The organism is Fannyhessea sp., from assembly GCF_986145555.1.
In genome coordinates, this window is the sequence record NZ_CFRCNA010000026.1 from 1 (window position 1) to 16,132 (window position 16,132).

Annotated in this window: 12 protein-coding genes and 1 tRNA gene; 2 read left to right on the plus strand and 11 right to left on the minus strand. The window is 41.7% G+C overall.

Annotated elements, in window-relative coordinates:
• Positions 1-1,331 (minus strand): peptide ABC transporter substrate-binding protein (locus AC5GD6_RS05285; protein WP_491846399.1); only part of this gene is annotated, 1,331 nt, incomplete at its 3' end.
• Positions 1,332-1,674: 343 nt separating this feature from the next.
• On the opposite strand from AC5GD6_RS05285, the gene AC5GD6_RS05290 reads away from it, so the two are divergent.
• Positions 1,675-2,400, plus strand: a complete 726-nt coding sequence (locus tag AC5GD6_RS05290; protein ID WP_491846400.1) for a DNA alkylation repair protein — start codon at positions 1,675-1,677, stop codon at positions 2,398-2,400.
• A 178-nt stretch (positions 2,401-2,578) separates the two neighbouring features.
• Here AC5GD6_RS05290 and secG read toward each other — a convergent pair whose 3' ends face one another.
• From secG to AC5GD6_RS05330, 8 genes are all read right to left on the minus strand, one after another.
• The gene (gene secG, locus AC5GD6_RS05295) at positions 2,579-2,827 is read right to left on the minus strand and encodes a preprotein translocase subunit SecG (protein ID WP_006303213.1); all 249 of its coding nucleotides are present in this window, start codon (positions 2,825-2,827) and stop codon (positions 2,579-2,581) included.
• Positions 2,828-3,114: 287 nt separating this feature from the next.
• The gene (gene tpiA / locus AC5GD6_RS05300) at positions 3,115-3,879 is read right to left on the minus strand and encodes a triose-phosphate isomerase (protein WP_464359530.1); all 765 of its coding nucleotides are present in this window, start codon (positions 3,877-3,879) and stop codon (positions 3,115-3,117) included.
• Entirely contained in the window at positions 3,872-5,062 is a 1,191-nt protein-coding gene (locus tag AC5GD6_RS05305) for a phosphoglycerate kinase (RefSeq protein ID WP_006303210.1), read from the minus strand. The genes tpiA and AC5GD6_RS05305 overlap by 8 nt, the downstream gene beginning before the upstream one ends.
• Before the next feature lie 149 nt (positions 5,063-5,211).
• Positions 5,212-6,237, minus strand: a complete 1,026-nt coding sequence (gap, locus tag AC5GD6_RS05310) for a type I glyceraldehyde-3-phosphate dehydrogenase (RefSeq protein ID WP_010242139.1) — start codon at positions 6,235-6,237, stop codon at positions 5,212-5,214.
• Positions 6,238-6,703: 466 nt separating this feature from the next.
• The gene (gene rpsA / locus AC5GD6_RS05315) at positions 6,704-7,897 is read right to left on the minus strand and encodes a 30S ribosomal protein S1 (protein ID WP_048596525.1); all 1,194 of its coding nucleotides are present in this window, start codon (positions 7,895-7,897) and stop codon (positions 6,704-6,706) included.
• A gap of 360 nt (positions 7,898-8,257) precedes the next feature.
• Positions 8,258-9,835, minus strand: a complete 1,578-nt coding sequence (locus tag AC5GD6_RS05320) for a YfcC family protein (protein ID WP_420027847.1) — start codon at positions 9,833-9,835, stop codon at positions 8,258-8,260.
• Between the two features lie 569 nt (positions 9,836-10,404).
• Positions 10,405-11,397, minus strand: coding sequence for an ornithine carbamoyltransferase (argF, locus tag AC5GD6_RS05325; protein WP_311431402.1), 993 nt, complete (start codon positions 11,395-11,397; stop codon positions 10,405-10,407).
• 65 nt (positions 11,398-11,462) lie between these two features.
• A complete protein-coding gene (locus AC5GD6_RS05330) occupies positions 11,463-12,713 on the minus strand; it encodes an arginine deiminase (RefSeq protein ID WP_276790469.1) in 1,251 nt (416 codons plus the stop codon).
• A gap of 514 nt (positions 12,714-13,227) precedes the next feature.
• Here AC5GD6_RS05330 and ftsH point away from each other — a divergent pair.
• Complete coding sequence (gene ftsH, locus AC5GD6_RS05335) at positions 13,228-15,135, plus strand: ATP-dependent zinc metalloprotease FtsH (RefSeq protein WP_061102648.1); 1,908 nt, start codon at positions 13,228-13,230, stop codon at positions 15,133-15,135.
• A gap of 260 nt (positions 15,136-15,395) precedes the next feature.
• On the opposite strand, the gene AC5GD6_RS05340 is transcribed toward ftsH, so the two are convergent.
• Positions 15,396-15,472 (minus strand) — tRNA-Pro (locus AC5GD6_RS05340).
• 162 nt (positions 15,473-15,634) lie between these two features.
• Positions 15,635-16,132: ATP-binding cassette domain-containing protein (locus AC5GD6_RS05345; RefSeq protein WP_491846401.1), on the minus strand; the 498-nt coding region annotated here is incomplete at its 5' end.

Below are 16,132 nucleotides of genomic sequence, written 5' to 3' on the forward strand. Positions count from 1 at the left end.
ATTGGGTAATCACCATTTGGACAAGCGCTTAAGTAAGCGGCCCAGCCAAGAGTCTTTTGCTTAACTACCAAGCCAATAGCCTTAAGGTCACCTTGAACAGCAGACATAAGGTCTTCGTGTCCACCACCAGAGTTATACGTAAGGGTAATTTCGGTGCCTTTAAGTCCGTTATCGTCGATAAGTTTCTTAGCTGCATCAACATCATACTTGCAGTATTTCCAAGCGCTAAATGGATCGTTATCCAAAGCAACAGGAATGAAGCTGGTTGCAGGAGTACGAAGACCCTCAAACAAAGTGTCAACAATGTTACGACGGTTAATTGCCATACAAATTGCACGACGAAGATTAACGTTTTTCATAACTGGATCGTTAAGGTTAAGCAAGAGATAATAAACACCGAGCGTTGGACCAGTAAGAACTTGCTTATCAGGAGTTACTGTGTCACCATCTGCAGATTGACCATATTTGTCGATATTCTCTTTAAGACGTCCTGTAGGAACAGCACAAAAGTCCATGTTGCCTGCTTCAAACTCACGATAAGCAGTGTTGGGGTCTTTTTGAATCGAGAATACGATGGAATCAAGATTAGCCTTCTTGGAACCATAATAGTTGTCATAACGCTTAAGAACGATCTTTTGACCGCTTTCCCATTTACCATCCATCTGGTAAGGACCATTACCAATAGGAGCAAGCAAGAAGTCATCAGGTGAGTCAACAGCTGCCTGAGGAACAGGAACCAACGCAATACATGCTGCTACATAGGGGAAGTCGTACATAGGAGCAGTAAGCTTAACTTCAAAGGTATTCTCATCTGGGCAAGAAAGACCAGAAATAGAATCTGCTTTTCCACTGTGGAATTCTTCATAACCAGCAATTGGTGAAAGGTGGAATGAGATTTGAGAAGGAGTTTTCATCTTAGGAGATGCAATACGCTCCCAACCACGTTTAAATGATTGTGAATCAACTTTATCACCGTTGTGGAATGTTGCACCTTGAACAAGATGGAAGGTATAGGTTAAACCATCATCAGATATATCCCAAGACTCTGCAGCTAAAGGAACAACCTTGTGAGTTTTCCAGTCAAATGTAGTTAAAGGATCGAACAAGTTGTGCTCAACTTGGCTACCTTCTGATTCTTGAGTGTTATACGGGTCAATTGCAACAGGCTCATTAATGTAGAATTTAAGAGTACCACCCTTATTTCCTCCACTTTTATCACCTGAAGCAGATCCACCTTTTTTTCCGCATCCTGCAAGCGCAGTTAATGCAGCTGCAGCGATACTGCCGCCAATGAAGCTACGACGCCCCATCATAAGCTTCTCATTCGCCATGATGCCTCCAATACTCATAGTCCAAACGTTATACGCACGCTTGAATACACGAACGGGATAACGAACTTTCCTTGCGTATTATTTTGCCCCGTTATGCATACGTATGCAAACTCTTTCTATAAATGTTAACAATTATGAAATACTTGAGGCTAATTTTTCCAATAGACATAGTGACGTATCATTTGTTTTTTTGATTTGTAAGTATTTTTCTCTTATGCGCTGCATCGCAATGCATGTTTTGCCTAAATATCAGCATATTCTTGTATCTTGGCACTATAGATGCGGCTATACTCATTATTTGCAGAGATCATTTATACTACTATCGATTAAAGCAGCTACAACCATGGAGATTTACATGCAAAAAGATGGCTTATTACAAGATGTACATGCAAAGATTTTGCATGATTTACGTCCTTATCAGTCTGAACGTCTTGCACGTTTTAACGCAAAGCTTGTGCCTCATACTGACCCACAGACCATTTTAGGAATACGCACTCCCCTTTTACGTACATATGCAAATAAGGTAAACAAGAAACTCCGCGGTGAATTTTTACAGGCACTTCCGCATCCTTATCTTGAAATGAATATGCTGCATATGATTATGCTGAATAATGAAACACATTTTGAAACGTGGACAGACGAAATGGAGACGTTTATCCCCTTTTGCACTAACTGGATGGTAACAGATTGCACTGCGCCAAAAATGCTTAAGATAAACTCTTTGAATTATGCAAAACAAGCACTAGAGTGGCTGCAAAAAGATAATCCATGGGGTAAGCGTATTGCTCTTGTTTTGCTTATAAAACTTGTTGGCTGCTCTAAGCTGGCGCAACATGAAAAGTTGGCTAGCTTAGATATCATTGCACACTTACCCCACGATATGCCCTATTACGTGCAAATGGGCGCGGCGTGGTATATACAAACGCTTTATAAGAAGGATCCCGGCTCTATAACTAACTATCTAGCAACTAATACGCATCTTGACACGCGTATTAAAAAACGAAGCATGCAAAAAATCCGAGAAGGTAAGCAGATTATCACAGGCGAAGATATGCGGAAAATCGTTTGAGAACGAGCTCGTTTGAAAAAGAGTTCCTCTGGAAAAGAGTTAGTTTAAAAGGAACTAACAATACCTAAAGCTACGTAAATATTCCTTTGAGAAAACCTTAGTACGACATAAACAAAAACGCACGATTGCTCGTGCGTATTCATAAATTTGTAAATTATATTTCCAAAAAAACGTAGCCTTAAATGACACCCAAAGGAAATGTTAAAGCCATGACACAAATGCATAAGCCAAAAATAAGCGCCATGATAATGGTAAGACGGTCAAGGTTTTTCTCCCAAACGCCCGAACCAGCAGTTGAGTTATACATCGAAGAAGCAATCATGTCGGAAACGCCTGTTCCTTTTCCTGAGTGCATTAAAATAAGAATAACGGTAAAGAAACCAGAAAGTGCAAGCACAACCAGAAGCGCAAAATTAAGTGGACTCACGAGTACTCCTTTTCATCGCAGATAGCAAACACACATCGTGCGCATGTGCTACGCGAACACACAATAAAACACATGTATGATATCACAAACTTAAGATGTAAACGAAAGCTAGACAAAATTGGTAGAAAAGATGAGCACCAAAGTTGAAAAAGACTATCGGTTAAGTTAAAAATAGACAATAACAAACAACTCAAAAAAAGAAGCAGATATCTCCTGATACCTGCTTCTTAAAACGTATTAAAACAGTGCTTCTACACAAACATGCATAAAAGCATCTTGTTTACATACTATTTTGCAGCTTTAACCATAGCGGCAAAAGAATCGGCCTTAAGAGAAGCGCCACCAACTAATGCACCATCGACATCAGGCTCTTGAAGGAAGCCCTTGATATTTTCAGGCTTTGCAGATCCGCCATAAAGAATGCGAATGCCGCAAGCAAGCTCTTCGCCAAAGATCTCTTTAAGGGTAGAACGAATAGCCGAGCAAACCTCTTGTGCATCGGCAGCAGTAGCAGTTTTGCCTGTACCAATAGCCCAAATTGGCTCATATGCAACTACATATTGTGATGGATCAGTAAGCTTTAAACCTTTGGTGTCTGCTTTAATTTGCTCAACAACAAACTCAACATGCTTACCAGCTTCACGAACCTCAAGGCTTTCACCGCAGCAAGAAATTGGAACAATATGATGAGCAAGCAAAGCTTGAGCCTTCTTGTTTATATCCTCATCGGTTTCTCCAAAATAGCCACGACGCTCGGAGTGTCCAATAATGCAGTAGGTTGCTCCAACACTTGTAAGCATAGAAGGAGCAGTTTCTCCAGTATATGCGCCTGATTCTTCCCAATATACATTTTGAGCACCAAGAGCAATTTGAGCCGAGCTTTGTTTAAGAACATCGGCAACACTTTTAAGGTCAACAGTTGGAGGGCAAACAACAACATCAACCGAACCAGTTCCATCTTGCAATTCATCAACCAAGCCAGAAGCAAGTTCTGTAGCTTCGTTGACATTTTTATTCATTTTCCAGTTGCCTGCGATCATTACATTACGCATCTAAAAGCGCCTCCACTCCTGGAAGTGCCTTGCCTTCAACAAGCTCCATAGATGCTCCACCACCAGTAGAGATCCAGCTCATCTTATCTGCAAGGCCAAACTTATTGATAGCCGCAACAGAGTCTCCACCGCCAATAATTGAGGTGCAAGAAGAATCTGCAATAGCTTTTGCAACAACTTCGGTACCGTGTGCAAATTGATCCATTTCGAATACGCCCATAGGACCATTCCAAAATACGGTAGCAGCACCAGAAACAGCATCTGCATAGAGTTTCTCGGTTTTAGGACCAATATCCATGCCCATACGGTCACTAGGAATTGCGTTAGAAGCAACGGCTTCTCCAACAGCGTCTTCACCAAAGTGATCGGTCACAATGTTGTCAACAGGAAGCAAAATCTTAACGCCTTTTTCCTGTGCTTTCTTGAGCATTTCACCTGCACGTTCAACCCAATCGGGCTCTTGAAGCGACGTACCAACTTGGTATCCTTGGGCAAGGAAGAATGTGTAAGCCATACCGCCGCCGATAATAAGCGTGTCACACGAATCAATTAAGTGGTCAAGAACGCCAATTTTGCTAGAAACTTTAGAACCACCAACAATAGCGACAAACGGACGCTTAGGCTCAGAGAAAATAGAAGTAAGCGTATCGACTTCTTTTTCGAGCAAAAAGCCTGCAACAGCAGGAATATATGCAGCAGGTCCTACGACAGAACCTTGTGCACGGTGAGCGGTACCAAAGGCATCGAGTACAAAAATGTCACCATATGACGCAAGCTTCTTTGCAACTTCGGGGTCATTTTTCTTTTCGGCCTTTAAGAAGCGAACGTTCTCAAGCAATAAAATGTCGCCTGGTTTTACTGCTTCAACAGCAGCTTTTGCCTCTTCGCCATAGGTATCAGCAACAAAAGATACTTTATAGCCGCTCAATTCCTCAAGTTTTTTAGCAACAGGAGCCAAAGAAAGAGCTTCTTCGTAACCAGTACCCGAAGGGCGACCCAAGTGGCTCATAAGTACAATACCTGCACCATGTTCTTTAAGGTACTTAATAGTAGGAATAGCTTTTTGAATACGGGTAATATCGCCTACGACACCGTCTTTTACCGGTACGTTAAAGTCGACACGCATAAGAACGCGTTTGCCATTAACGTCTATGTCGCGAACGGTCTTTTTTGTAAAGGCCATAGTAAGACTCCTTTTAACTTTTAGACGCACTGTTGATACACGAATATGCGCCTTGTGTGTATGGAATACACAATTTCAATAAAAAGGCACGGTCGCGGCTATGTTTAGCTGCTACCGCGCCTTGTGGCTTTGCAAACTAGTAAAGCTAATTAAGCAACAAATTTCTCGAAGTACTTAATAGTACGTACCATTTGTGAAGTGTAAGAGTTCTCGTTGTCGTACCAAGAAACAACCTCTACCTGATAAAGACCATTGCCAAGATCTTGAACCATGGTCTGAGTTGCATCAAACAAAGAACCATAAGTCATACCGATAATGTCGGAAGAAACGATAGGATCTTCGTTGTAACCAAAGGTCTCAGGATCGCTTGCAGCCTTCATAGCAGCGTTGATAGAGTCAACAGTGATCTCTTTGTCGCTCTTAACTACTGCAAAGAGAAGTGTGGTTGAACCAGTTGGTACAGGAACACGCTGAGCAGAACCAATGAGTTTACCGTTGAGTTCAGGAATTACCAAACCAATTGCCTTAGCAGCACCAGTTGAGTTAGGAACAATGTTGATAGCTGCTGCACGAGCACGACGGAGATCGCCTTTACGGTGAGGACCATCCAAAACCATTTGGTCACCAGTAAATGCGTGAATGGTGCTCATGATACCGCTTTGGATAGGAGCAAAGTCGTTAAGAGCTTTAGCCATAGGAGCAAGGCAGTTAGTGGTGCAGGAAGCAGCAGAAATGATGTTGTCGTCCTTGGTAAGAATTTCGTGGTTTACATTGTAAACAATGGTAGGAAGATCTTTACCTGCAGGAGCAGAAATAACAACCTTCTTAGCACCTGCATCAATGTGAGCTTGAGCCTTAGCCTTTGAAGTGTAAAAACCAGTGCACTCAAGTACAACGTCTACATTAAGCTCGCCCCAAGGAAGATTGTGAGCATCTGCTTCTTTGTAAATCTTAATGGTTTTACCATCGACAGTAATAGAGTCTTCACCAGCAACAACAGAGTGATTACGTGCGTAGTTGCCTTGTGAAGAGTCATACTTGAGGAGGTTAGCGAGCATCTTTGGATCGGTTAAATCGTTAATTGCAACGATTTCTGAACCTTCGTGACCGAACATTTGACGGAAGGCCAAACGACCAATACGACCAAAGCCGTTGATAGCAACCTTAACTGCCATGCTTTCTCCTTTCGCAAGGTTTGCAGGAAGCCTATCTTCCTTCACGAACCTTTTGCATTAATACACAACTAAATAAAACATATATAGTGTAGCTAAACATGTAGCTAAAAAGTGGCAAAGCACTCTTAAGACATAAACAATGAATTTTTAACCAAGTTGAATATGAATTGATATACAATTTTGTAAACGGTTGAAAAGTTCATGTGAACGTCTTCACAACATGTAGTTTACAACGTTTTGTTATCATTTGGAAACAAAAATTAAAAGTTTTTTATTTAGCACAAATCTTATACGAACTCACTTATATTTTCTTGCTTGCTAGACATCTATATGAGTAATAGATAAGGCGATTAACAGCCAAGATGCCAATAAGACAACCTCTATACAAAAAAGAGGCTGAAAAACAGCCTCTTTTCAAACATTCAAATCTTGCTACGTAGCAAGCAGTGAATAACTAGCTTAGTATCTAAGCTTCGGTGGAAGCTTGTGACTCAGCCTCTTCTACTGGTGCTTCATCAGCAGGTGCAGCATCGTTTGCTTCTTCGTCTTGGTCTGTACCAAGGGTTTCTGCAGCTGCCTTAATAGACAGAGAAATGCGACGACGTTCAAGGTCAATTTCCATAACCTTAACTTGTACAACATCGCCAACTTTGCAAACCTGAGCAGGAGCATCTACATGAGCCTTTGCCATCTCTGAAATGTGAACCAAGCCCTCTACCCCATTACCAAGGTCTACAAATGCACCAAAGGTAACAAGTTTAGTTACGGTACCTTCAACGATTGCGCCAATTGGGTACTTCTTAACAAGAACACGCCATGGATCCTCGGTGGTTTGCTTAAGACCCAAAGAAATGCGCTCACGGTTAAGGTCGATATCCAAAACCTGAACTTCTACTTCTTGACCAACTTTTACAACCTCTGCTGGGTGGTTAACGTGGTTCCAAGACAGCTCTGAGATGTGGATAAGACCGTCGATACCGCCAAGGTCTACAAATGCACCAAATTCAACAATAGAAGAAACGGTACCTTTAAGTTTCATACCAGGTTTAAGCTTAGTGAGGATCTCAGAACGCTCGGCTTTACGAGCAGCTTCCAATACAACACGACGAGAAAGAACAACGTTATTACGGTTGCGATCCATCTCGATAACACGAGCCTCAATGCGAGTTCCCATGTAAGCGCTCAGATCTTTAACACGACGAAGGTCTACAAGAGAAGCAGGCAAGAATCCGCGAAGACCGATATCAAGGATAAGACCGCCCTTAACAACCTCGATAACTTCACCTTCAACATTAACGCCAGCTTTAAATTTCTCTTCAACAGCATTCCAAGCACGCTCGTACTCGGCACGTTTCTTAGAAAGAATAAGACGACCTTCTTTGTCTTCTTTTTGAAGAACCAAAGCCTCGATGGTGTCACCCATATGTACAAGCTCTTCTGGGCTTGCATCTTTACGAATAGACAACTCACGGGCTGGAATTACGCCTTCGGACTTAAAGCCGATGTCCAACAATACCTCATCGTGCTCAATTTTAACAACGGTACCTGTTACCAGGTCTCCCTCATCAAAATCGGTGATGGTTCCATCGATAAGGCTATTAAGCTCATCATCGGAAACATCATCTAATGAGAAAATAGACGAGTTTTGAATCTCACTCAAAGGTGGACCCCTTTCAAATACGGGGCCCCGGTACATGGTTGGTGCTTTAATCACAAGGCGTGGTAAAGCTTGTTTACAAACAAATGCAAACGTACATGCTCTCGGGGGCCAACAGATATAAGTGCACAGCTGCTACGCACACGCATGTATGCACGAAACAACATATGCATTAAACAGAATATCTTATTAGGTATGGTGATTTCAAGATTTTTTTGTAAAAAATAGCAATTTCATTTCAATATCAAAAACTCAAGCTATCTAGTTTAGCATTTCTTAAAAAATACCCGCCTCAAACGAGACGGGCATATCAAACCTTAATACAAACAAGTATGGTAAACGGTTTAAGAATCTACACAACCATTAACGCAATACCATTAATGCAACACTTAAGATAATCAAGTTGCTAATAACAATAGCTACAACAACTCGTACTACAAACTTAAGCCAAGTTCCATACTCAATACGGGAGAGTGCCAAACCACCCATAATTGCACCGTTGGTTGGAGTAAACAGATTTACAACACCAGAAGCGGACGCAAAGATCATAACCATAACCGCAGGGTTAAAGCCAAGGTTTTGGGCAAGAGGTCCCATAATCGGCATAGAAACTGTTGCCATACCAGAAGTTGATGGAATAAGGAATGACAGTACAAAGTACAGGAAATATGCACCTACCGAGAAGATAACACCTGACGTACCAGAAAGTGCCTCGGATGACGAATTAAGAATCCAGTCTGCCAAACCAGTTGAGCTCATAAGTACAGAAACAGCACGAGAAACTGCAATAATCATAGCAACGCTTATGATCTCACCAGATCCGCGCATGAAGGAATCTACGATTTCGTGCTCGGATAAACCGCCAACAACACCAATAACAATGGCCATAAGAAGGAACCACGTAGTTGATTCAGGGAAGTACCATTGCCCCAGTGGGACACCAGTTAGCAAGGAAGACCAACCAGCATTATCAACTACTTCTTTTTTAACACTAAAGTTTGCATTGCCTTCGATTTTAAGTTCACCAAGCTCTTTTTCTTTAAAAGTCTTAGTAAGGTCTGCAGGAGCCACTTGTGTTACTTCATCGTGAGAAGCTGCATCACATTCAAAGAAGTTAACGCCAAGCTTTGTCCAAGGAATGAAAGAGATGATCATGATAACAAAGGTAATAGCAAATATCCACAAAGAAATTCTTTGTCTTGTGGTCAGTGCAACATCTTTATTAGTTTCCTCTTCTTCAGTTCTGTATACTTCATCGGCAGCCTTAACCTCGTCAAGACTCATCAAGGTGCGACTTGGATCTGCTTTAACGCTTTTTGCATACTGCATCGTAAAGAAGACAGCAATAACATAGGAGACAACAAGTAAAACAGCACCAAGACCAATAATAACGCCTTGGTCTACTGTAATGCCTTTGTCTACTAAAGCTGACGCTGCAACACCAGTACAAAATGGGTTAACAGTTGAGCCCAAGCAACCAACACCAGCACCAAGAAGCACGATCATAGCACCTGTAAGTGAATCATAGCCTGCAGCCATCATAGTTGCAGAAAGAAGAGCATAGAATCCAACTGTTTCTTCGCACATGCCATAAGTAGATCCGCCAAGGGCAAACAATGCCATAAGAATTGGAATGAGTTTAAGCTCATTACCTTTCATGTTCTTGACCAGTACGGAAATACCAGTGTTAAGAGCATCTGTTTTGTTAACGATGCCTAAAAAGCCACCAATAACCAAAACAAATAAACACACACCAAGCGCATCTCCAAAACCCTTAACAGGGCTCATGAAGAAATCACCCACCGTAACAGCTGTAATACCAGGAACAAAGGGAGCTATTGCTACCGATATCAGCGCTACAAGGATGAGGAGGATGAAGATAATGGAGAAGGACGTAAGCATCTCTCTCTTTTTCTTCGGTTGCGTAGTTGTAGAACTCATTTCGCAACTCCTTTCACCACAAACATACATTACATGTTTCGCCATCAACATGCTCAAACTCTGCATGTCGGGCTCTTTGTAAGAATATTGTAGAACATATGAAGAAATTTTGATAGAGTCAATCATGTAATTCGGTTAACGTTATGCATTAAAGCGTTAACGGTATTGAATATCATTATTTAGAGCTTTATGAACCAGTCTGGAATGCTACAGATACGCACGCGCAGCAACAAGCAACATAAATTCTTGTATTACCTTGTGTTTTATTAAATATCAATACGACAGATTTTTTTATTTATAGGATTCTATATAAAAGATGCCTTTTAGATTCTTACGTATAAGCCAGCATTTTTATGCAATATAGTTATTATTTTATTCATAAATTAGAAAAAATACGTATTAAGGACTGTATACATGAATAATAAATACAACGCACTATTCTGCGTATATGTTTGGTTATAAAAAACCTGCATCTTAGGTGCAACCTAAGATGCAGGTGAATACTAACTATACGTGCTAACTTTCACGCAAAATCTTATAAGGAGCAAACAGCTTAAAAATTAAACCTTCTATTTAAGCGTTGCATACATAACAGCCTTAATGGTGTGCATACGATTTTCTGCTTCGTCGAATACCTTAGACTGTTTAGACTCAAAGACCTCGTCGGCAACTTCCATCTCGGTAACGCCAAATTTCTCGGCAATATCTTTACCAATGGTGGTGTTTGTGTCGTGGAAAGAAGGAAGACAGTGCATAAAGATTACATCGTCATGTGCGTTAGCCATAACTTCTTTGGTAACACGATAAGGCTCCAAAAGTTTAATGCGCTCTGCCCAAATGTTATCAGGCTCGCCCATAGATACCCAAATGTCGGTGTAGATAACATCGGCATTTTTGGTTCCTTCGTGAACGTCTTCGGTAAGCGTAATGGTTGAACCATGTTCAGCAGCCAGCTTTTTGCAGGTTTCTACAAGCTCAGGATGTGGCATTTGTTCGCGCGGACCGCAAGCAGTAAAGTTAAGACCAAGCTTTGCACAAGCAACCATAAGCGAATTGCCTACATTGTTACCAGCATCGCCCATAAAGGTAAAGTTAAGGCCTTTTAAGCGACCAAAGTTCTCTTGGATGGTAAGCATATCGGCAATCATTTGAGTTGGGTGGAACTCAGTAGTAAGTCCATTCCAAACAGGAACGCCAGCATTTTTTGCTAAACACTCAACCTTTTCCTGCTCAAAACCACGGTACTCAATACCATCGTACATACGGCCTAAAACGCGCGCAGTGTCTTCAATAGACTCTTTTTTACCCATCTGCGAAGATCCTGGCTCAAGGTAGGTAACGCCCATACCTAAGTCCATACCGCCTACCTCAAAGGAGCAGCGCGTACGAGTTGAAGTTTTCTCAAAAAGAAGCACAATGTTTTTACCTTCAAGATAACGGTGCGGAACACCTGCCATCTTCATGCGTTTGAATTCTGCGCTTAAATCGATGAGGTATTTAATTTCCTCGGTTGAGAAATCGAGCAATTTCAGAAAACTTCTACCACTTAAATTAACACCCATGTGTTTTCCTTTCTAAAGGGCAGTCATATAAAACCGGAAGTGTTTAACTTCCGGTTTATAATCTGTTACAAATCTTCACGAACAAACGGCATGCTCATACAACGTGGGCCTCCGCGACCACGAGAAAGCTCAGCTGATGGAACAACCAAAAGCTCAAGGCCTGCTTTATACAGCGCGTCATTTGTTACCGTGTTGCGCTGGTAAACGCAAATCTTACCAGGTGCAACGGTGAGCGTGTTGGAACCATCATTCCACTGTTCACGAGCGGCGGCAACAGGATCACCATTACCACATTGAATCAGCGTAACATGATCAAGACCCAAAGCTTTGCTTAAGATGTGCTCAAGCGTGTCGTTCATTTCTTCAATCTTTACTTCTCCAGGTACCGAACCTGCAGTCAGCTTAAATACCTGCAAAGTACCCAAAATACCAGGATGAATAGTGAACTTATCAACATCAATTTGCGTAAAGACTGTGTCAAGATGCATGAACGCACGAGAGACTGGAATATTAAACGCATAGATCGTATCGATTTCGCACTCGTCGGACTTATCCCAGAACATATGCTGTGCTAAGCAGTCAATAGCAGAAGCTTGGGTGCGTTGTGAAATACCAATGGCAACGGTATGCGCATTGAGGTTGAGTACGTCTCCACCTTCTGTATGATAAGCTGCATCACGACGATACCATAAAGGAGCATCGTTATAATCGGGATGGTCACGGAAAATATATTTACCAAAGAGTGTTTCGCGATTGCGTGTAACCGAGAACATACGATTGAGGTTAACACCTTTGCCAACAATGGCAAACGGGTCACGTGTAAAGTATGTATTAGGCATAGGGTCAATTAACAAATCGGAGTCGGAACCTTGGTTCATATTAACCATGTCTACCAAAAGATTATTGGAACGGTCAGGTAAATCAATCTCATTCTTGCGGATTCCTGCTATACATTTTTCTACAAATGTTTGCGTATCTTTAATTGAATCCATAAATTCTTTAACGGCAGCACGCGTATGAGTTCCATGAAGGCCTGATTCATCAAGCCATTGATTGGTAAATTCCTCTCGCGAACCGGCTGCATCAAGAGCCTCAGCAACCAGTTTCTCAAGATACAAAACTTCTACACCCTGCTCGCGTAAAATTTCGGCAAAACGATCGTGTTCTGCTTGAGCAACATCGAGAAATGGTACATCGTCAAATAAAAGGCGTCCTAAATCATCTGGCGGAAGATTAAGAAGCTCTTCACCTGGGCGATGAAGCAAAACCTTTTTAAGAGTACCAATCTCGCTGTGGACGTATAGCCCGTTAGCCATGATGCCTCCTGTGATCCGATTTGAGACTAAAGCCATGCTATAAAAAGAGACCTTAGCACTCCAACATCAATAAGAGCACACAAAATGTGTACCTATTGAGAGTATATCCAATAATTAAAGTATGGACCATCTTATGGCAGAAGTCTCGGTTAACGGTATAAGTTTTTATCTAAGTGGCTCGTTTATACATTATTAATTTATTTACCTGCACTTTTCTAAAATTATCGTGCATACATCGTAAATAGTTTTTTATCTCGCGATATTCTTAAAAGCGAACATAAGCAAAGTATGTTTCCTTTTTTATTCGATATTAGTTCTTTTTTATTCATTTTATAGCTCATGCGTACGATACAAATATCCAATATGAAATATGTATGAACGCACATCAGACCCACAAAATAGAGGATTTACTATGTGATACATACTAAAAAACAACAAGTCACGATACACTAACAAGAAGTATTAAAATACATATATATACATCAACGATCCCTTATTAAAGGAGTTAACGTTTATGGTGCAAAACAACAAGAACAAGCGTCAAAAGCTTATTCTGTATCTAATTATAGGATTGGTAGCTGCTTTTATTGCACGCTCACTACTTATGCCAACACTAGGAGATACCCGTGTTGAGCAGGTAAGCTATAGTGAGTTTCTGCAAAAAGTTGAGCGTGGCGAAGTAAAGAAAGTCCAACTTGATACAGGAACAAAGTCTATGCGTTTCACAACCAGTGATGGTGCGGGTGAAAAAGCATACGAGACAACACAATTCCCCAACGATTCGAGCTTGGTTAAACGTATGGAAGCCCAAGGTGTTGATTTTTCGGCCAAAATACCTGACACCAGCAAGGACATGTGGATTTGGTTACTCATCAATTTGTCACCGTTTATTATTATTTTTGGTGGCGGCTGGCTTATCAATCGTCGTATTAAAAAGCAGATGGGCGAAGATAATCCTTCTATGAACTTTGGAGGAGGTTTTGGCGGTTTTGGACCTTTTGGTGGCGGATTTGGAAAATCAAATGCCAAAGAAGTAAAAGGTCAAGAGACTGGCGTTACCTTTAAAGATGTTGCCGGTCAAGATGAGGCAAAAGATTCGCTGCGTGAAATCGTAAGCTTTTTGGATAATCCTAAAAAATATGCAGCTATTGGCGCACGTTGCCCCAAGGGAGCTTTGCTTGTAGGACCTCCAGGTACAGGAAAGACGCTTCTAGCGCGCGCTGTTGCAGGGGAAGCTAAAGTGCCATTTTTCCAAATATCGGGTTCTGAGTTTGTTGAAATGTTTGTAGGTAGAGGTGCGGCAAAAGTTCGCGACCTCTTTAAACAGGCAAAAGAGAAAGCTCCTTGCATTATCTTTATCGATGAGCTTGATACCGTTGGCAAAAAGCGTGGCGTAAGCGTTAACAGCAACGATGAGCGCGAGCAAACGCTTAACCAGCTCCTTGCCGAGATGGATGGTTTTGATAACCATAAAGGCATTGTGGTACTTGCAGCAACCAATCGTCCCGAAACACTTGATTTGGCTTTGTTGCGTCCTGGTCGTTTTGACCGCCGAATTCCTGTAGAACTCCCCGATTTAACAGGACGTGAAGCAATACTTAAGCTTCATGCAAGCGACGTTAAGATGGAACAAGGAATCGACTTTGCTCAGGTTGCTCGACAAACACCAGGTACCTCGGGTGCAGATCTCGCCAATATGATAAATGAGGCAGCCTTACGTGCTGTTCGTATGGGTCGCAGTCGTGTAAGTCAAAGTGACATCGAAGAATCAGTAGACGTAGTTGTTGCAGGCGAAAAGAAAAAAACAGCCGTGCTTTCTGAACACGAACGCAAAGTTGTTTCTTATCACGAAACAGGACACGCCATTGTTGCGGCGGTTCAAAATGGACGCTCCCCTGTTTCAAAAATTACGATTATTCCTCGTACCTCAGGAGCGCTTGGTTTTACCATGCAAGCCGAAGAAGATCAGCGCTACCTAACAACCAAAGAAGAATACAAACAGCGTTTGGCGGTATTATGCGGTGGTCGTGCTGCTGAAGAGCTTATATTTGGCCATATGTCATCAGGTGCAGCGGACGACATTGAAAAAGCTACTAAAATTGCACGCGCGATGGTAACTCAGCTGGGTATGTCATCGCAATTTGGCATGGTTGCCCTTGGTCAAACTCGTAATAAGTACTTAGGTGGAGGGTCTGAGCTCACTTGTTCTGAAGGAACAGCACAACAAATTGATAAAGAAATTCAAGATCTTATCCGTGAAGCTCATGAAACTGCGCTAAAAACTCTTGAAGCATATAAATTTAAGTTGCATGAAATTGCAAGATATTTACAACTTAAAGAAACAATTACGGGTGACGAGTTTATGCAGATGCTTAATCGAAAAGATGGTTTTGCTCCAAGCACAAACGCAGATACCCAGTAGCTTTTTGCAGTAAAGAGCATCTTATACTTGAGAATCTATTTGGACCCCCCACGTGCTTTGAACACGCGGGGGATTTATTATGCATAAGATTGGTAAAACACGAGATGCACTATTTGTGAAACACGAAATGCGATATGATCTGCCCGAGATGTTGCGCCTAAAACTATTGCAGGTCAAACAGGTTAAACGCATACTTGGCACTTAAGCATTCATAAAGGTTAATAAAAAACGACCGAAAACATCGGTCGTTAGAAATCACGTGGTCGGGTGGACTGGATTCGAACCAGCGACCCCTTGACCCCCAGTCAAGTGCGCTACCAAACTGCGCCACCACCCGAAATATACAAAACTACGTTTTGCGCCTACTTATAGTAACACGTTTATGAATTATTCATCTTGAACTTTACAGCTTCCACAATTTTTCACAAGTACACAACAAAGCACCCACGCTAAAAATTATGTCAATCTTCCAAGAGAGTTATGTTTATCGTCCGATAAACTATGCATTATCAAACTGTGAGGCAAACAGTTGCGCATACTCGCCGTGTTTTGCAAGTAACTCGACATGCGTTCCCTGCTCAACCATAGATCCTTTGTCCATAACAATGATATGGTCAGCATCTTTAATTGTGGAAAGCCGATGCGCTACCACAATACAAGAGCGACTCTCCATCAGCTTTTGCAAAGCCTGCGTTACTTGAGCTTCGCTACGTGTATCAAGCGAGCTTGTAGGTTCATCCAAAAGCAAGATCTCGGGATTAAACACCAGCGCACGAGCAATACAAATGAGCTGAATTTGTCCTTTTGAAAGTCGTGTATCGTTTTGAGAAAGATGCGTGTCATAACCTTGTGGCAACTGTGAGATAAAGTCATGCGCTCCCACTTTAATTGCAACCGAACGAATATATTCAGGCGTAGCGTTTGAACTTCCATAGGCAATATTTTCGTATACGCTTGCATTTATAAGACTTACATCTTGCAAAACCATGCCAAAATG